Genomic DNA, 17,408 nt, shown 5'->3' on the forward strand with positions numbered 1-17,408 from the left:
GTCACCGCCCCCGGGCCCTCGTCGCGTCCGGGCCGGGGAACCGCCCGGCGGCCGGGCGCGATGTCGCCGGGCGCGTTGCCGGAGACGTACACCGTCCGCGCCCTAAGCTGGCATGACTGTGCGTTCGACGAGGACACCGGGGGTAGCGATGGGGTTCACGGACACCAGGATCGACCACTTCGTGGACAAGGCGGTCGCGGCCGAGGAGAGGGGAGACCTGGAAAGTGCCCGGTTCTTCGCCTCCCTGGCGAACGCCAAGGCCCTGTCCGACATCTCCAGGGCCCTGCGCGGCCTGAACCTGGAACCGGTCGGACGGTTCACCGACGGCCAGGTCGACGACTAGGGCGTGCCCGCCGGACGCGCCCCGCCGGCGCGGCCCCGCACGGCGAGGGCCCCGAGGTCGGGCGGAAGACAGTCCCGGCCATGTGCACTGCATGTGCAACGCGTCCCCGACGGGGCTCTTCGACGTGGGCGCACAAAAGAGAGCGCCCGGCCTGTGGTTAGCAGGTCGGGCGCTCTTCTCCACTGTCTCAAGGTGGTGCACTCGGGAGGACTCGAACCCCCAACCTTCTGATCCGTAGTCAGATGCTCTATCCATTGAGCTACGAGTGCAGGTTGTTCAGTTGTGTGTCGCCCGGTTGGCCTGGCCTCCCTGGCGACGTCTCCGACTCTATCACGGTGCCGGAGGGCCTCGAACCGTTGTGTGCGTGTGTGACCCGTCATGCCGGTCCGTGTCCCCGGTCGCCCCGCGAGGGGCCGGCGGCCCCGGCGCGAGGCGCGTCGGGGCCGCCGGAACGGAAGGGTCGGGCGCCGGTGGTCAGCACCCTCCGCCGAGGACGACCCCGTCGACGCGGGAGACGCCGGCGTTGCGCTGTTCGCCCACGCGCCGGTTGACCTCCTCGGGGGCCACGGACTCGCCCTGCTGGTGGTACACCCAGTCGACGTCCTGCACGTAGGTGCTCGGGCCGCCGACGTGGCCGGTCATGTCGATGAACCACTGGTTGAAGTTGATCGACATCGGCGACGACGGGTAGTACTTGCCGCTGTGCTCGGCCACCAGGTGCGTGTCCACGTAGTAGCGGACCACGCCGTCCTCCACCTGGATCACCAGGTCGCGCCAGCCCTCGAAGGACCGGTTCACCACGTCGCTGACGTTGTCCGCCACCCAGGGATCGCGCTGGTAGGTGTGGTACGAGGTCAGGTACATGGCCTCCGCGGGGGCGCCCCATCCCGAGTTGGGCAGGTACTCGAAGTCGAGCTCGCTGTAGTCCGGGTCGTTGTCGTAGGCCAGCGGGGTGATCGTGTAGAAGGTCTGGAGCACGGTGTCGCCGTCCTGGCCGGAGACCGGGGCGTCGGCGAACTTGACCATGGCGGCGTAGGTGCCCTCGTGGAACTTCTCCTCGCCGAAGGTCAGCTCGGCCTGGCTCGTGCCCGCGGGGGTGCCGTCCGTGGTCGAGGTCAGGCGCAGGACGGAGTTGCCGCCCTCCTGGGCGAAGGAGACGTTGTCGGCGTCCCAGGAGGCGCCGGGCACGCCGGGGCCGCCGTCCCAGCTGCGCACGTTCCAGCCCTGTGCGCGCAGGGCCGGGTCGGTGTGGTCGCCGTAGTCGAAGTCGTCGAAGAACAGGCCGCACGGGGCGGACGTCGTGGACGTCCGGTCGGAGACGGTCTCCACCTGGACGGGGGAGCCCGTCGCGCAGGCCGCGAGGGGGAGTGTGACGGCGCAGGCCAGGGCGATGCCGCCGAAGCGGAGGGGGACGGGCACGGGGGGACTCCTCGGATTCGTGTGGAGGGACCGGACCGGGGGCGGCCCGGGACGGGCGGTCAGAACGGGGTCGGCGTCACGTCGAGGGACACCGGCGCGTGGTCCTGGATGTAGGAGGCGAAGCCGTGGGCCCCGCCGAGGAGCAGTCGTCGATCGGTCATGGGGGAGGCCTCACCGGAGGGGCTGTGGAGACGGGCCCAATCTGTCGATCGTGAATCCGCCGCGTCAACCCGGTACGGCGACCCTTTCGGAGGGTTTCCGTGTTGTCACTGGTGATGACGTCGCCATGTGGCCCATGTCATAGGGCGGTCGCACGGCTTTCGGTTTCCCGGATGAACGTTTTCCGACGGATGCGTGACCGGGGAGTATTACCTGGTGGGGGCGGGTGGCGAAGGGGCTTCGAGTTTCGCCCGCCGTGGAGAGCGCCATTTCTGTGGCTTTTGCTTTTCGGCGAGAGGAGGCGCGGAGGAGGGGCGCCCGGGACGCCGCCGAGGCCCGGGGGCGTCCGTCGGTCACGCCTCGGGGGCTCCGGGGAGCGGTCGGCCTCCGACGCCGGGTGGGTCGGTCCGCCCCGGACCTCCTCGGCGCCCGCACGTTCAGGGCCTCGGCCCGGAACCGGGAGCGTGCCACGCCCCGATAGTACGCATATGTACATGGAAGCCTTCGCCGGGTCGAAAATCCACGTGCCGGTCGCCCGGCCCGTGCCCGTGTGGGCGCTTCTCGTCCTCTCCCTGACGGGCGGGCTGATCCTCGGTGTGGCCACCATGTCCGCCCGGCTCCTGCTGCCCGGTGCGCCGGGGTGGATCGCGAACCCCGGGACGGTGTGCGCCGTGTGGGCGGCGGCCGCCTTCGCGGTGGGCGCGGTCGGCTGCGGGCACCGCTGGTGGACGTGCGCCCTCGCGGGAGGCCTCACCCAGGCGGGCGCGGTGGCCGGCTGCCACGTCGGCGCCGCGATCCTGCTGTGCGGCGGCCAGGTCCTCCACGCGCCCCTGGTGTGGGGAGCGGTCGGGCTGGTCCACGGACCGCTCCTCGGCGTCGCCGGGGCCTGGTGGTGCGGCAGCTCGGGCTGGTGGCGGGCGGGCGCGGGGGCCCTGCTCGGCGCCGCACCGGGGGCCGCGGGCGCCTTCGAGCTCCTCCACCGGGCGGACCTCCCGTCCGCGCCCGGCACGGTCTGGGCGCAGGTGCTGCTCGGGTTGGCGGCTCCCCTCCTCCTGCCGGGCGGCCGGGCGGACCGGCTGCGGTCGCTGGCGGTGCTCGCCGCGCTCGTCCCGCTGGGCGCGGGCCTCCACCTGCTGGCGGGTGCGGTGGCCGCCCCGGTGTGAGGGGCCCGGGCCGCGTCGACGCCCCCGGGCCGGGCGGCGTACCGCCCGGCCCCGGGGCGGCCGGTCAGGAGGAGACGGCCTCCTCGACGGAGGCCGCCCACAGGGAGACGGCCGTGTCGACCTGGTCGCCGTCGACGATCAGCGGCGGGATCATCCGCACGACGTTGCCCGCCGGGCCGCAGGTGAGCAGCAGGAGCCCGTTGCGCGAGGCCGCCTGCTGGGCGCGCAGCGCCGTCGCGGCGTCGGGCGAGCCGTCCGGGGCGGTGAACTCGTTGGCGAGCATCAGGCCCCGGCCGCGCACGTCGCCGATCACCTCGTTGGCCCCGGCCACCTTCTCCAGGCCCTGGCGCAGCCTCTCGCCCATGCGGGCGGAGTTCTCCACCAGGCCCTCCTCCTGGATCACGTCCAGGGTGGCGAGGGCGGCCGCGCAGGACACCGCGTTGCCCCCGTAGGTGCCGCCCTGGGAGCCGGGCCACGCCTTCTCCATGATCTGGGCGGGCGCCGCGATGGCCGACAGCGGGAACCCGCTGGCCAGCCCCTTTGCGGTGATGACGATGTCGGGGCGGATGCCCGAGGGCTCGTGGCCCCAGAACGTCCCGGTCCGGCCGAACCCGGTCTGCACCTCGTCGGCGACCAGCAGGAACCCGTGCTTGTCGGCGCGCTCACGCAGCCCCTGCAGGAACGCGTCCGGTACGGGCACGTAGCCGCCCTCGCCGAGCACGGGCTCGATGAACACCGCCGCCGTGTCCTGCGGGGAGGTCACCGTCGTGAACAGGTAGTCCAGCTCGCGCAGGGCGTGGGCGACCGCGTCGGACTCGGACAGGCCCAGCCGGTAGGCGTACGGGAAGGGGGACACGACCACGCCGGGCACCAGCGGGCCGATGCCGGCGCGGATCTTGACCCCGGACGTGGTCAGGGAGGCGGCCCCCATGGTGCGGCCGTGGAACGAGCCCTGGAAGACGACGGCGTTCTGCCGGCCGGTCGCCTGGCGGGCCAGCCGGAGCGCGGCCTCCACGGCCTCGCTGCCGGAGTTCACGTAGAACAGGCGGTCGACGCCCTCGGGCAGGACCTCGCCGAGGCGCTCGGTGAGTCGCAGCAGGGGGCGGTGCATCACGGTGGTGTACTGGCCGTGGATGAGGGTCGCCACCTGCTCCTGCGCGGCGGCGACGACCCGGGGGTGGCAGTGCCCGGTGCTGGTCACACCGATGCCCGCGGTGAAGTCGAGATAGCGGCGGTCGTCCTCGTCGTAGATGTAGACACCCTCTCCTCGCGCCGCGACTACGGGTGTCGCCTGCTTGAGGACCGGGGAGAGCTCCGCCATGCGTGGCCTCGATTCCGTGGTTCGGGTTCCGTAGGATTGTTGACAATCGACACTGCTATGGAAACATCCGTGCAGTGGCGGTGTCCAGTGGGCGCACGTCGGGCAGTTCTGACCACAGGCCGACCGAAACGGGTGGGCCCGTCGACCGGGGAGTAGTGAACATGTCGGACCAGGAAGCACGGGTCGTCGCGCAGGTGGACAAGAGGCTCTTCGTCGGAGGGGAGTGGCGCGACGCGGACTCCGGGGCCACCTTCGAGGTGGAGGACCCCTCGACCCGCGAGGTGCTCTGCGCGGTCGCGGACGCCGGGAAGGAGGACGCCCTCGCCGCGCTCGACGCGGCGCACCGGGCCCAGCCCTCCTGGGCGCGGACGGCTCCCAGGGAGCGCAGCGAGATCCTGTACCGGGCGTACGGGCTCCTCATGGAGCGCCAGGAGGACCTCGCCGTCCTGATGACCCTGGAGATGGGCAAGCCGCTGGCCGAGGCCAAGGGGGAGATCGCCTACGCGGCGGAGTTCTTCCGCTGGTTCGCGGAGGAGGCCGTCCGCATCGAGGGCGGGTTCTCCACGTCGCCGGACGGCAAGGCGCGCTTCCTCATCATGCGGCAGCCCGTCGGGCCCTGCATGCTCATCACCCCGTGGAACTTCCCCATGGCGATGGGCACGCGCAAGATCGGGCCCGCTATCGCGGCCGGGTGCACGATGGTCCTCAAGCCCGCCCACCAGACCCCCCTGTCGGCCCTCGCCCTCGCGGGCGTCCTGACCGAGGCCGGGCTGCCGGAGGGGGTTCTCAGCGTCCTGCCCACCACGGACCCCGGAGCGGTCACCGAGCCCCTGCTGGGCGACGGACGCATTCGCAAGCTCTCCTTCACGGGTTCGACCGCTGTGGGCAGGAAGCTCCTGGAGCAGAGCGCCGGACAGGTCCTGCGCACGTCCATGGAGCTGGGCGGCAACGCGCCCTTCCTCGTCTTCGACGACGCCGACCTGGACGCGGCCGTCGACGGGGCGATGCTCGCCAAGATGCGCAACATCGGTGAGGCGTGCACGGCCGCCAACCGCATCTACGCGCAGTCGGGGATCGCCGAGGAGTTCTCGGAGCGCCTCAGCGCCCGCATGGGTGCGCTGCGCATGGGGCGGGGGCTGGACGAGGGCGTCGAGGTGGGCCCGCTCATCGACGACAAGGCCCGCGACAAGGTGCAGCGCCTGGTGGACGACGCGGTCGGACGCGGTGCGAGCGTGCTGGTCGGCGGCGGCCCCGGCGACGGCCCCGGGCACTTCTACCGGCCGACCGTGCTCGCGAACGTCCCCTTCGCCAGCGAGCTGTCCACGACGGAGATCTTCGGACCGGTGGCCCCGGTGCTCACCTTCGAGACCGAGGAGGAGGCGGTACGGGCGGCCAACGACACCGAGTTCGGCCTGGTCAGCTACCTCTACACCCGGGACCTCAACCGGGCGCTGCGGGTCAGCGAGGCGTTGGAGACCGGCATGGTCGGCCTCAACCAGGGAGTGGTCTCCAACCCGGCGGCGCCCTTCGGCGGGGTGAAGCACTCCGGCCTGGGCCGCGAGGGCGGCCGCGTGGGCATCGACGAGTTCCTGGACACCAAGTACGTGGGCATCGGCGGGATCTGACCGGGCGGGGTCCCGCGTCCCACGCGGGGGCGCGGGGGTCCGCGCCCCGGGACCGGGGCCCGCAGGCCCCGGCCTAGACCCCGGCCCCCGGCGCGGCCTCCGGCGGCGACGGGAAACCGTCGTGGATGCGCTGGACCGTGTCCACCATGTGCGACTCGATCAGCGCGAGCAGCCGGTCCTCGGCGCCGTCGGCGATGGCGTCGAGGATGCGGTGGTGCTCCTCCAGGAGTTCGCCCGGCTCGGGGTAGACGTGCTGCATCACCGTCAGGCACATGCGGGTCTCCACCAGCAGGGTCTGCGACATGCGCTCCAGGCGGCTGTTGCCCGCACAGCTCACGAGGGTCTGGTGGAACGCCTGGTCCGCGTCGCTCATCGCGTTCCGGTCGCCCCCCGCGGCGGCCAGGGCGAGCCGTTCCACGGCCGGGGTGAGGCGGGCGACCGCCTCACCCCGGTTGCCCCGCATGATCAGCTCGCACGCGGTCCTCTCGACCGCCAGCCTGGCCACGTAGACGTCGCGGACGTCGGCCTGGGTGAGCTCCCGCACGAACAGGCCCCTGTGCCGTTCGCTGCGCAGCAGCCCCTCCTGGACGAGGCGCTGCATCGCCTCGCGCAGGGGGCCGCGGCTCACGCCCAGCTGCCCGGCCAGCTCCGCCTCGCCGAGCTGGTCCCCCGGGGCGAGGGAGCCGTACATGATCGCGGACCGGAGCTGGTCGGCGATCAGTTCGGCGGTGGAGCGACGTGGGACGGGGCTGAGTCGGCCAGGGGCGGGCATGGTCCGCCCTCCTCTCGAGAAACGGGACACAGGGGATGTTGTCGGGCGACGAGGTCGAGGCTAACGGGCCGGCAGGGCGCTCCTGACCGCACCGGCGCCCACCCGGAACAGGGTTCCGGGCCCGCTCGGCCGCACGGTGTCCGCCCCGGCGAGCCGGAGCCCCTCCCACACGCTCACCTGGTTGGCGGTGAGCACGGTCTTGCCGAGCAGCGCCTCCATGGGCTCGATGAGGTGGGCGCTGTGCAGGGCGGTGTCCGGCACCAGGACGGCGTCGGCCCGCGTGTGGTCGTTGGAGATGACGAAGTCCACGGCGTCGTCCGGGCCCAGCCGGCCGACCTCCGCGGCGGTCGCGATGCCGTGGCTGGCCAGGGAGAGCACCGTCACCCCGGCCTCCGTGAGGAACTCCACGAACCGCTGGGCGACGTCGTCGGGGTAGGTGGCGGCGATCGCCACCCTGGAGATCCGCAGCTGGCTCAGGGCGTGCACGAACGCGAAGGACGTGCTCGAGGACGGCACCCCGGCGGCCCGGCGCACCCCCTCGACCTGCTTCCCGGCGCCCTCCCAGCCGAAGACGAAGCTCCCGCTCGTGCACGCCCACACCGCGGAGTCCACCTCCATCGCGGCCAGTTCGCGGGCGCCCTCGGCGAGCACGTCCTCGCCGCCGACGTCGAGCAGGGCGTCCACGCGGTGCGCGTCCTCACGCATGAGGGTGTGCACCAGCGGCAGCTCGACGTCCCCTCCGAGCAGCTCCTCGAAGGCCTTGTAGTCGTCCTCGGCGCTGAATCCGGGATAGAGGAATCCGACGCGTGTCATGGGCTCTCCTTCCTGTGCGGTCGGCCCGGGCGTGTCATGCCGCGCTCGGCGCGGCCACGTCGATCAGGCTCTGTCCCCGGGCCACGGCCTGCCGGTTCGCGGCCTTCATCACCGCCCACATGGTCACCTGGTTGGCGGCGATCACCGGTTTGCCGAGCTCGCGTTCGAGCGGCGCGATGATGTCGTAGGTGAGCACGTTGGTGCAGCTGATGAAGACCGCCTGGGCGTCGGGGCGGTCCACCGCGTGCACCGCCTGGGACACCTCCTCGTAGGTGACCCTCCAGATGTGGCTGAGCAGGCCGAGGCCGATGCTGGAGGTCACCCCGACCGAGTGCTCGGCGAGGTAGGCCAGGAGCCGGTCGGTCACGCTGTCCACGTAGGGCGTGACGACGGCGATCCGGTCGGCCCCGAGCGCGTCGAGGGCCTGGATGAGGGCCCCGGAGGTGGTGACGGCGGCGGGCGCCCCGGCGTCCACCATGGTCCGGTGGAGGCGCCGCTGCCCCTCGGCCCCGTGCACGAAGCTCCCGGAGGCGCAGGCGTAGCCGATGGCCAGCGGTTCGGGGGCGAGCAGGGCCCTGACGGCCGGGTCGACGTTTTCCTCGCGGGACAGGGCCGCGGCCTGGTCGACCGTCACGGGCACGTGGACGTACGGCAGCCGTGTGACGTGCAGTGAGACGTCGTCCGGCGTCCAGCGCCACAGTTCGCGGTCGAGCGCGAAGTCGTAGGGCGCGATGACGCCGACCCCCGACTGCCATGGCGTCCGCGTGGTCGCGGCCAGTTCGACGACGCCGTGCTCCGCGCCGGTGCCGCTCGTGTGGTTCCCCTCGGTACGCATCGGTCACTCACCTCCCGGGATGTGTTGTCGTGTCTTCTCGGATGCGCGGGTCGCGCCGGGACGGGGGGCCGTGCGGCCCCGCGGGGCGCTCAGCGCTCCAGTCGTTCGTACAGGAGCCGTTCGCCGACGCTTCCGGAGCGCCAGACGTCGTTGCAGGCCTCGGCCATGGCGGGCAGGTTCTCGACGACGGTGGCGAACACGTTGCCGGGCACCCAGCCGACGTCGCCGTTGAGCAGGAGGTTGTTGCGGCCGTAGAACAGGGCGAGGTCGATGACGCCGGGCAGGTCGCCGATCCCCTTGTCCTCCTTGAACGCGCGGTCGAGCATGCCGCCGTCGAAGGAGAAGTAGACGATGTCGCCGGGGATCGGGGTGACGGTGGGGTTCTCCTGGCCGGGCTCGACCTCGGCGAACCTCGGCACCATCGTGTAGACCTCGTTGCGCGCGTACTTGGCGTGCTGGACGGCGTCTCCCTGGGGGAGGGCGTTCCACACGGCCTCGCAGGTGCGCGGCGCGTCCTCGTCGAGGAGCTCGGCCACGCAGGAGACCCCGCGGGCGGGCAGGGTGACGGTCATGTACCTGGGCAATGGGTGAGTCCCTTCGGCGTCTGCCCGGACCTTCGGCCGGGGACCGGCTGGAACACTCCGGACAACAGGACTGTTGATTGTCGACAATCTTACGATCAACAAGACCGGCGCGGCAATAGACCCGACTGGTGCGGATGGGGCATGCCTGGTCGGATGTGATGTGAGAGAGGCCGGTATCCGGTGGGAACGACCGCTTTGTGGATTGTTGACAATCCTATGTCAGCTCCCTAGCGTTTCCCGTGCAGGGCGATCCTCCCCACCGCAGAAGACCTCTCTGAACCATCGCCGCCGACCGGAGAGCGCACGCCCGTGAACAGTTCCGTCCCTTCCGCGCCCCACCGACCGAGGCTCCTCGTCCTGCACGGGGGCGTCCTGCCGCCCGGACACGCACGGGTGGACGGCGACCCGCGCCTGGAGGGGGTCGACTACGCCACCGCCGAGGAGCTCCCGGCCAAGCTGCCCGGAACGCGGGCGCTGCTCGTGTGGGACCTGTTCACGGAGGCACTCGCCTCCGCCTGGGCCGGGGCCGACTCCCTGGAGTGGGTCCACGCCGCGACCACCGGCGTGGACAACCTGATGTTCCCCGGCCTGGTCGACAGCGGCGTCGTGGTCACGAACTCGCGCGGGATCTTCGACGAGCACATCGCCGAGTACGTGCTCGGCCAGGTGATCGCCTTCGCCAAGGACTTCCACCGGACCTGGGACCTCCAGCGCGAGCACCGCTGGGAGCACCGCGAGACCGAGCGCGTGTCGGGCAGCCGCGCCCTCGTGGTCGGCACCGGCCCGATCGGCCGCCGCATCGCCCGCAAGCTCTCGGCGGTCGGCATGGAGGTGCGCGCCTCCGGCAGCCGCGCCCGCGAGGGCGATCCCGACTTCGGCGCCGTCGTCGAGTCCAGCCTGGCCGAGAGCGGCGCGGACGGCGGCCCCACCCTCCTGGGCGAGCTGCCCCGCGCCGACTACGTGGTGATCGCGGCGCCGCTCACCGACGCCACCCGGGACCTGGTCGACCGGCGCTTCCTGGAGCTGATGAAGCCCTCGGCCCGACTGCTCAACGTGGCGCGCGGCCCCATCGTGGTGGAGTCCGACCTCGCCGCGGCCCTCGACGCCGGGGTCATCGCCGGAGCCGCGCTGGACGTGTTCCGGCGCGAACCGCTCAAGGCGGTCTCCCCGCTCTGGGGACTGCCCGGCTCGGTCGTCTCGCCGCACATGTCCGGTGACGTCGTCGGCTGGCGCGACGACCTCATGGACCTGTTCCTCGACAACCTCGACCGCTACCTCGACGGACGAGAGCTGCTCAACGTCGTCGACAAGAGCCGTGGCTACGTGCCCGGCTGACCCGCATGTGGTGTGACTTGGGAGGCTGAAGTGACGATCCGTTCCGACCGGGCCGAGACCGACGACGCTGGAGCGGAATCCGGGGCTCCGGGGGGAGGGGCCTCGCACGCCCCCGGGCCGGCCGCCGCGCGCGGCGGCTCCCCGTCCCCGGCCGACCTGTCCGCCGAACAGCTCCTCGCGGCCTACGCCGCCGGAGAGCTCTCCCCGGTGGAGGCCGTCGACGCCGTCCTGGAGCGCATCGAGCGGGACAACCCGGCCCTCAACGCGTTCTGCCTCGTCAGGCCGGAGGAGGCGCGCGAGGCCGCCGCCGCGTCCGCGGAGCGGTGGCGCCGCGGACGGCCGGACGGGGCGCTGGACGGCGTGCCCACGTCGGTCAAGGACATCCACCTCACCCGGGGCTGGCCCACGCTCAAGGGGTCGGTCACCAGTCCCCAGGACGGGCCGTGGGAGGAGGACTCCCCGGTGGTCGCGCGCCTGCGTGAGAACGGGGCCGTGTTCGTCGGCAAGACGACCACCCCCGAACTCGCCTGGAAGGGCGTCACCGACAGCCCCCTCGCCGGGGTCACCCGCAACCCGTGGGACCTGTCCACCACCCCGGGCGGCTCCAGCGGCGGTTCCGCCGCCGCCGTCGCGGCGGGGATGGGGCCGCTGGCCACCGGCACGGACGGGGGCGGTTCGATCCGCATCCCGGCGAGCTTCAGCGGGATCTGCGGCATCAAGCCCACCTGGGGGCTGGTCCCCCACTACCCGGCCAGCCCGTTCGGGTCGCTCGCCCACACGGGCCCGATGGCCCGCACGGTGGGCGACACGGCGCTGATGCTGGAGGTCGTGTCCGGCTTCGACGCGCGCGACTGGATGGCGATGCCGACCCCGGAGCCCGGCCTGGGCGACGTGCGCCGCAGCACCGACCCCGGGGAGCTGGTGCGGGGCATGAGGATCGCGTACAGCCCCACCCTGGGCGGACTGGACGTGGACCCCGAGGTGGCGCGGGCGGTCGCCGGCGCCGCCGCGGTGTTCGAGTCGCTGGGCGCCCGGGTGGAGGAGGCCGACCCCGGCCTCCCCGGGTCCCTGGACGAGTTCCACGTGCTCTGGTACTCGGGGGCCGCGAAGGCCACGGAGAAGCTCACCGAACGGCAGCGCGACCTCCTCGACCCGGGGCTGCGCGGCATCATCGAGGAGGGCCTGACCTACTCGGCGCAGGACTACCTCACCGCGATGGCGCTGCGCATGGAGATGGGCGCGCGGATGGGGCGCTTCCACACCTCCTACGACCTCCTGATCACGCCGGCCACGCCGATCGCGGCGTTCGAGGCCGGCCTGGAGTCGCCGCCGCACCTGGCGGGGGAGCGGTGGACGTCCTGGGCGGGGTTCAGCTACCCGTTCAACATGACGCAGCAGCCCGCCGCGAGCGTGCCGTGCGGGTTCACGGGGGCAGGGCTGCCGGTGGGGCTCCAGGTGGTCGGACCCCGCCACGCCGACGCCCGCGTGCTGGCCGCCTGCCGCGCGTTCGAGCTCGCCCGGCCCTGGGCCGGCCGGAGGCCGTGAGCGCGCGCCCGGAACGGTCCCGGGAGCGGGCCGCGGGGACGCGGCGGCCAACATGTCGCCGAATCTCCGCGGCCGCAGGCGCACCGGCCTTGAACAGGTGCTTTGCTCCACGAGCAGGATGAAATATCCCTTTCCGGGACCTTTGCCCGGGGAGTTCAGTGCCTAAGGGCCCGCGCGAGGGTCCCCTCAGGTATTACCGTCTTCCTCGGAGCGGTGTCCGACGAACGGTGGCGCAGGGATGGGGATGGGTCGATGACGGGCGGTGGAACCGAGGGTGCTCGGAAGCGGATCAGGGTGTTCCTGGTGGACGACCACGAGGTGGTCCGCCGCGGCGTCGCCGCCCTCCTGGAGACCGAGGAGGACATGTCCGTCGTCGGCGAGGCCGGAACCGCCGAGCAGGCGCTGGCCCGCATCCCGGTCGTCGTCCCCGACGTCGCGGTCCTCGATGTGCGGCTCCCCGGCGGATCGGGCGTGCAGGTCTGCCGCGAGATCCGGTCGGACCACCCGGAGATCGCCTGTCTGATGCTGACCTCGTTCGCGGACGAGGACGCCCTGTACGACGCGGTCATGGCCGGGGCGGCGGGATACGTCCTCAAGCAGATCCACGGCGCGGACCTGGTCGGGGCCGTGCGCACCGTCGCCTCGGGCGGCTCGCTGCTGGACTCCGGCAGCACCGGCGCGATGCTCGAACGGCTGCGCGGGGCCCAGGCGGAGCCGGACCCCCTGGCCGAGCTCACCCCGCAGGAGCGGCAGATCCTCGACCTCATCGGCGAGGGCATGACCAACCGGCAGATCGGCGAGCGCCTGTACCTCGCCGAGAAGACCGTCAAGAACTACGTGTCCGCCCTGCTCTCCAAGCTGGACCTGAAGCGCCGCACCCAGGCCGCCGTCCTCGTCGCCGAGCTGAGGGGCCGGCGCTACTAGGGCGTGTTCCGTGGATGCTGTCCGTCGCGAGCGGCGCATCCGGTGCGTTCATCGCAAGGCCGAAGAAGGAGTCAGGGTGGGGTCCTGTCGACAGATGAGAACGCCGCGAGGGGCGTGCCGGGGCGACGCGCAGCAGGGCGAGTGTCCGCGGAACACGCCCTAGGGCGGCCCCGCGGCGGCCCGTGCCGCCCCGGACCGGGGCGGCGCCCCCGGGCCCCGGGACGGGTCAGAACTCTTCCGGGGGCAGTGCGCCGCCGGGGACCGGCACCCTCCACACCAGCACGGTCCCACCGGTCTCACCGCGCTCGGCCGTGAACCCGCCGCCCAGCGCCCGGGCCCTCTGGTCCAGGTTGCGCAGCCCGCTCCGCCGCCCCTCCGGGGGCAGGCCGACGCCGTTGTCGGTCACCGTCAGGGTGAGCGCGGCGGACCCGCCGGCGGCCGGGTCCTCCTCGACCGCCACCGAGACGTGGACCTCCGTGGCTCCCGCGTGCCTCGCCACGTTGGTCAGCCCCTCGCCGAGCACCGCCAGCAGGTGCTCCCCCACGTCGTCCGGCACGGACGCGTCGATCGGCCCGTCCAGGCTCACCCCCGGGTGGCATCCCAGGCTGTGGGCGGTGTTCTCCGCCAGTCTCAGGATGCGCCCGCGCAACGAGGTGTCGCGGCGGCTCGGCGGGTTCTGCAGCGCGAAGATCGTCGAACGGATCTCCCGGATGGTGCCGTCGAGCTCGTCGACGGTGCGCCGCACCCGCTCCTCCACCTCGGGGGAGGCGATCAGCCGCATCGTGCTCATCAGCGTCATCGCCGACGCGAACAGGCGCTGGATCACCACGTCGTGCAGGTCCTTGGCGATCCGGTCGCGCTCCTCCAGCACCACCAGGCGCTCGGTGTCCCGCCGCGCCTCGGCGAGTTCGAGGGCGACCCCGGCCTGGACCGAGAACGAGTGCAGCATGCGGCGTATGGTCGCGGTGAACGGGGCCCGGTCGGACAGCTTGCCCAGCAGCAGCACCCCGCGCGTGTGGCCGGGGGTCCCCAGCGGTACCAGCAGGCCCGGGCCGTAGCCGCGGTGGGTGAGCATCGGGCAGTTCGCCTGGCGCAGGTCCGGGACGGCCCTCGCCTCCCCCGTCTCGTAGACCGCCCCGCACGCGGAGTCGTGGATCTCGACGGGCGTCCCCAGGATCTCCTGCGCGATGGGGCCGTCCGCGATCTCCGCGAACAGGTGGCCGCGGGCGCGCGGGTCGGGCAGCATCACCACGGCCGTGTCCGCCCCGCCGATCTCCCGGGCCTGGGCTGCCAGGTGGGCGAGGACCTCCTCGGTGTCGGCCCCCGAGAGCAGGCGCGTGGTGATCTCCGTGGAGGCCTCCAGCCACCGCTCGCGCAGCCGCGCCTCCTCGTAGAGGCGCGCGTTCTCGATGGCGACCCCGGCAGCCGTGGCCAGGGCGGAGACCATCGCCTCGTCCTCCTCGTCGAACTCCCCGCCGTTGGCCTTCTCGGTGAGGTACAGGTTGCCGAACACCTCGTCCCGCACCTGGATGGGCACGCCGAGGAAGCTCGCCATCTGCGGGTGCCCCTCGGGGAATCCGCCGAACTCGGGATGGTCCCGCAGGTCCGCGAGGCGCAGCGCGGCGCGCCGGTGCAGAGGGGCGGCCAGGACCCCGCGGCCGTGCGGGAACCGGTTGATCCGCTCGGCCTGCTCCTTGCTGATGCCGACCGGGATGAACTCGCTGAACCCGCCCTCCTCGTCGACCACGCCGAGGCCGGCGTACCGGGCCCCGGCGAGCTGCGCCGCGGCCTCGGTGAGCCTGCGCAGGACGGTGGCCAGGTCCAGGTCGCCGCCGATGGAGAGGACCGCCTGGAGCAGCGAGCGCACCCGCCCCTGGGCGGACAGGCGGGAGTCCAGGGAGTGCACCTCGGTCAGCAGGTCGTCCAGGCTCCGGGCGGACAGGGGGTGGCTCTGGGGGCTCTCGGTCATGTGTTCGTCAACCTCCGCAGGGCCGGTCGGACGGTCTCTGTTGGCAATGCGCGCTTTTCCTCGGGCGTTATGTGTGAATTGTCGTTGGTTTTTCCCCGGTTTGCCACATCTGGCTGCTCAGAAGCCTGTTCGGGAGGGTGGGAATTCCTGTGGATTCGGGGCTCCGGTCGTGTAATTCATGCTAACGTCGCGGTCAGTCGACGCACGAAGGTCTTGCCGACCTCGCGTACGACGGCCCGGACCGTGCCGCCCCCGGCACCGCTCCCGGCACCGGCCCGCCCTCGCGCGTCGGCCCCCGAGTCCCACGGTGGAAGGAACCCCGGTGACTGGAATCCACGGCTCCACGAGCGCCTCCGGCGCCCGTACCGCCGTGCTTCCCGCGCCGGTCCGGCGCGCGCTGCTGCTCGCCGCCCTCCTCTGCGGCCTCATGGTCGCCACCTGGACGGCGGCGTCCGACGCGGCGCGGGCGGACGAGCACTCCCTGGCCACCACCCTGGTCTACCAGGCCGGAACCACCGCCGAGGCGCATACCGGGGAGTACGCCCCGATCGCGCCGACCGCGCTCCGCGCGCCGCTGGCCGGAACCGTCGCCGCGCTCGGGGAGGGCACCGCGCAGGTGGTGTCCGACGCCTCCGCGGCGGTCGCCCCCGGGGCGCAGGACGGGGGAGCCGACGTCGCCCGGCAGGTCCGCGACACCGTCGACGGGGTCACGGTCCCCGTGGAGCGGCGCCTCCAGGAGGAGGCCGTGCCGACGCCCCCGGCGGACGGGCAGCGGCCCGGAGCCGGGTCCGACGGCGGAGCCCCCGGCAGGACGGCCGAAGCCGTCGAGGACGACGTCGTGCCCCCGGTGTACGAGGCCCACCCGCCGTCCCCGTCCGCCCACCCGGTCCCCGGGACGGGACAGGACGCCGACCGTGCCGACGGGACGCCCGCCGCACCCGTCGGGCACGACGCCCCGTCGGCCTCCGCCACGGCCGCCGCGCCCTCCGTCCCCGGTGGGGCGGGCACAGCCGGCGGCGCACTCGTCGCGGGCTACCTGACCGCGCACGGGGCCCCGGCCCCGTCCCCCGGCCTGTTCCAGGCCGCCCGGCACGTCCTGCGCTCGGCGCCCGCCGAGTCCGCCGACGAGCCGACCTTCTCGCCCGACTAGCGGCGCGGCCCCACGTCCGGCACGTCCGGCGACCTTCCTCTCGGCACGCCCTTCCCAGCCCCGGGCCGCTCCCACGCCATCACGGTGAGCGACGAACCCGGAACTCTCTGGGGGTTGACGTGAGCCACGCTTCCCGACAGCGGGGTTCACGTCAGCCGTCGGCCAGCCAGACCCACGACTGACGACCGGCAGAGCGCCGCGCGCCCTCCAGGCGCGCCGGGCTCCCCGGCCGGAGAGCTCGAACCGCACGGCGCCCCTCCCCCGCGGGGGAGCGGAGCCACGGACGGCGGGACACGACACCCGCCCCGCCGTCCCCCCTGACAACCGCGCACCACCTCGGAAGGACTCACACATGTTCACCACCGCCCGCACCACCGCCAAGACCCTGCTGGTGGCCGCCGGCACCGCCGGCTTCGTCGCCCTCGGGGCCGGAGTCGCCGGGGCGGACACCCTCGGCGGCGTCACGGACGGGCTCCAGCTCGGCGACCTCGGCAGCCGGGTGCCCGCACAGCTGACCGAGGGCGTCTCGACCCCCCTGGGCGACCTGGTCAAGGTCCAGCCCGGGAAGATCTCCGCCCAGCCCGACGTCCAGCAGCAGTCCGCCCCCCGGCAGACCGCCCCCCGGGACGTGGTCGGACACGTCGTCGGTGACAACGTCTCGGCGCCCCTGGAGGGGGACGAGAAGAACTCCGCGAACGTCGGCCCGCTCGACCTGGGCGCCGCGACCGGGTCCCTGCCGCTGAGCCAGGGCTCGGACCCGGTGGCCGACCTGGTCGGAGGCCTCGGCGTCCTGGAGGGGCTGGGCCTGGGCGGCGGCACCCTGCCGCAGGGCCACGGGGCCTCGACGCTGCCCGTCCGGGGGCCGGCGGAGACGGTCGGCGCGGCCGTCTCCGAGGTCGGTGCGACCGCGGAGCAGGGCGTCCACGAGGTCGGGAGCGGTCTGCACGGCCTCGACGCCCCCCTCCCGGGCCGGGGGGCGACCCTCCCCATGGCCGCCGCGGACTCCCCGACCGGCCCCTTCAGCGGTGAGAACACCGACCTGACCGGCGGCAAGGCCGACCTGATCGCCGACCTGGTCCTGTCCGACGACGTGGCGCTGCCCATGGCCGGGACGGAGGCGACCGGCGGCGCGGCCGAGGCCCTGCCCGTCGACCTGGCGGGCACCGCCGACCTGGCGGCCTCCACCCTGCCGCAGACCGCGCTGTCCGCGGGGGACCTGGGCCTGCCCGAACTGCCCGCCCCCGGCGAGGTGCTGCCCCTCGCCGCCCCCGAGACGACCGACGCCGTGACCGGCCTGGTCCGCGAGGACGCGCTGGGCAACGACCTGGTCGGGGTGCGGGGCCTGCCCGAGCTGGGGCAGCCGACCTTCGACGCCGGCCAGGTGACCGGCCTGCTGCCCTCCGGCGCCGTCTGACCTCTTCCGGACCGTGCGCCCGCCGGTCGTGGCGGCG

The 17,408-nt window shown here is 73.3% G+C and carries 15 protein-coding genes and 1 tRNA gene; 8 read left to right on the plus strand and 8 right to left on the minus strand.

Translation table 11 applies throughout. The features are described from left to right. The first annotated feature begins 148 nt into the window (after positions 1-148). Complete coding sequence (locus tag ACWGL3_RS23125; RefSeq protein ID WP_267947255.1) at positions 149-343, plus strand: hypothetical protein; 195 nt, start codon at positions 149-151, stop codon at positions 341-343. 193 nt (positions 344-536) lie between these two features. On the opposite strand, the gene ACWGL3_RS23130 is transcribed toward ACWGL3_RS23125, so the two are convergent. Both ACWGL3_RS23130 and ACWGL3_RS23135 read right to left on the minus strand, forming a co-directional pair. Beyond that, positions 537-612 (minus strand) — tRNA-Arg (locus tag ACWGL3_RS23130). 205 nt (positions 613-817) lie between these two features. Beyond that, on the minus strand, positions 818-1,762 hold the full coding sequence (locus ACWGL3_RS23135) for a glycoside hydrolase family 16 protein (RefSeq protein ID WP_267947254.1): 945 nt from the start codon (positions 1,760-1,762) through the stop codon (positions 818-820). Positions 1,763-2,415: 653 nt separating this feature from the next. Here ACWGL3_RS23135 and ACWGL3_RS23140 point away from each other — a divergent pair. Further along, positions 2,416-3,084: a DUF6518 family protein gene (locus ACWGL3_RS23140; protein ID WP_267947253.1), complete on the plus strand. Its 669-nt coding sequence runs from the start codon at positions 2,416-2,418 to the stop codon at positions 3,082-3,084. A gap of 64 nt (positions 3,085-3,148) precedes the next feature. Here the strand turns inward: ACWGL3_RS23140 and ACWGL3_RS23145 are convergent, their stop codons facing one another. Then, a complete protein-coding gene (locus tag ACWGL3_RS23145; protein WP_267947252.1) occupies positions 3,149-4,405 on the minus strand; it encodes an aspartate aminotransferase family protein in 1,257 nt (418 codons plus the stop codon). Between the two features lie 161 nt (positions 4,406-4,566). Between ACWGL3_RS23145 and ACWGL3_RS23150 the strand changes: the two genes are divergently transcribed. Beyond that, entirely contained in the window at positions 4,567-6,030 is a 1,464-nt protein-coding gene (locus ACWGL3_RS23150) for an NAD-dependent succinate-semialdehyde dehydrogenase (RefSeq protein ID WP_267947251.1), read from the plus strand. Between the two features lie 73 nt (positions 6,031-6,103). On the opposite strand, the gene ACWGL3_RS23155 is transcribed toward ACWGL3_RS23150, so the two are convergent. The 4 genes from ACWGL3_RS23155 to ACWGL3_RS23170 all read right to left on the minus strand — a co-directional run bounded on the left by ACWGL3_RS23155 (position 6,104) and on the right by ACWGL3_RS23170 (position 9,022). Next, entirely contained in the window at positions 6,104-6,802 is a 699-nt protein-coding gene (locus tag ACWGL3_RS23155; protein WP_267947250.1) for a GntR family transcriptional regulator, read from the minus strand. A 60-nt stretch (positions 6,803-6,862) separates the two neighbouring features. Continuing rightward, positions 6,863-7,615: a maleate cis-trans isomerase family protein gene (locus tag ACWGL3_RS23160; protein ID WP_267947249.1), complete on the minus strand. Its 753-nt coding sequence runs from the start codon at positions 7,613-7,615 to the stop codon at positions 6,863-6,865. Between the two features lie 34 nt (positions 7,616-7,649). Beyond that, positions 7,650-8,450 carry a maleate cis-trans isomerase family protein gene (locus ACWGL3_RS23165; protein WP_267947248.1) on the minus strand — a complete coding sequence of 267 codons (801 nt, stop codon included), beginning with the start codon at positions 8,448-8,450 and terminating at the stop codon, positions 7,650-7,652. Positions 8,451-8,539: 89 nt separating this feature from the next. Next, positions 8,540-9,022, minus strand: coding sequence for a DUF3830 family protein (locus ACWGL3_RS23170; protein WP_267950573.1), 483 nt, complete (start codon positions 9,020-9,022; stop codon positions 8,540-8,542). A 321-nt stretch (positions 9,023-9,343) separates the two neighbouring features. Between ACWGL3_RS23170 and ACWGL3_RS23175 the strand changes: the two genes are divergently transcribed. From ACWGL3_RS23175 to ACWGL3_RS23185, 3 genes are all read left to right on the plus strand, one after another. Next, a complete protein-coding gene (locus ACWGL3_RS23175; protein ID WP_267947247.1) occupies positions 9,344-10,369 on the plus strand; it encodes a D-2-hydroxyacid dehydrogenase in 1,026 nt (341 codons plus the stop codon). Positions 10,370-10,399: 30 nt separating this feature from the next. Next, positions 10,400-11,914, plus strand: coding sequence for an amidase (locus ACWGL3_RS23180; RefSeq protein ID WP_267947246.1), 1,515 nt, complete (start codon positions 10,400-10,402; stop codon positions 11,912-11,914). Between the two features lie 252 nt (positions 11,915-12,166). Continuing rightward, a complete protein-coding gene (locus tag ACWGL3_RS23185) occupies positions 12,167-12,838 on the plus strand; it encodes a response regulator (protein ID WP_267947245.1) in 672 nt (223 codons plus the stop codon). A 226-nt stretch (positions 12,839-13,064) separates the two neighbouring features. Here the strand turns inward: ACWGL3_RS23185 and ACWGL3_RS23190 are convergent, their stop codons facing one another. After that, positions 13,065-14,807 carry a sensor histidine kinase gene (locus ACWGL3_RS23190; protein ID WP_267947244.1) on the minus strand — a complete coding sequence of 581 codons (1,743 nt, stop codon included), beginning with the start codon at positions 14,805-14,807 and terminating at the stop codon, positions 13,065-13,067. 322 nt (positions 14,808-15,129) lie between these two features. Here ACWGL3_RS23190 and ACWGL3_RS23195 point away from each other — a divergent pair, with 322 nt between their 5' ends. Both ACWGL3_RS23195 and ACWGL3_RS23200 read left to right on the plus strand, forming a co-directional pair. Further along, a complete protein-coding gene (locus ACWGL3_RS23195) occupies positions 15,130-15,957 on the plus strand; it encodes a hypothetical protein (RefSeq protein ID WP_267947243.1) in 828 nt (275 codons plus the stop codon). A gap of 352 nt (positions 15,958-16,309) precedes the next feature. Further along, positions 16,310-17,371 carry a hypothetical protein gene (locus tag ACWGL3_RS23200; protein ID WP_267947242.1) on the plus strand — a complete coding sequence of 354 codons (1,062 nt, stop codon included), beginning with the start codon at positions 16,310-16,312 and terminating at the stop codon, positions 17,369-17,371. Positions 17,372-17,408: the final 37 nt, after the last annotated feature.

It is taken from the genome of Nocardiopsis sp. NPDC055824, from assembly GCF_053616335.1.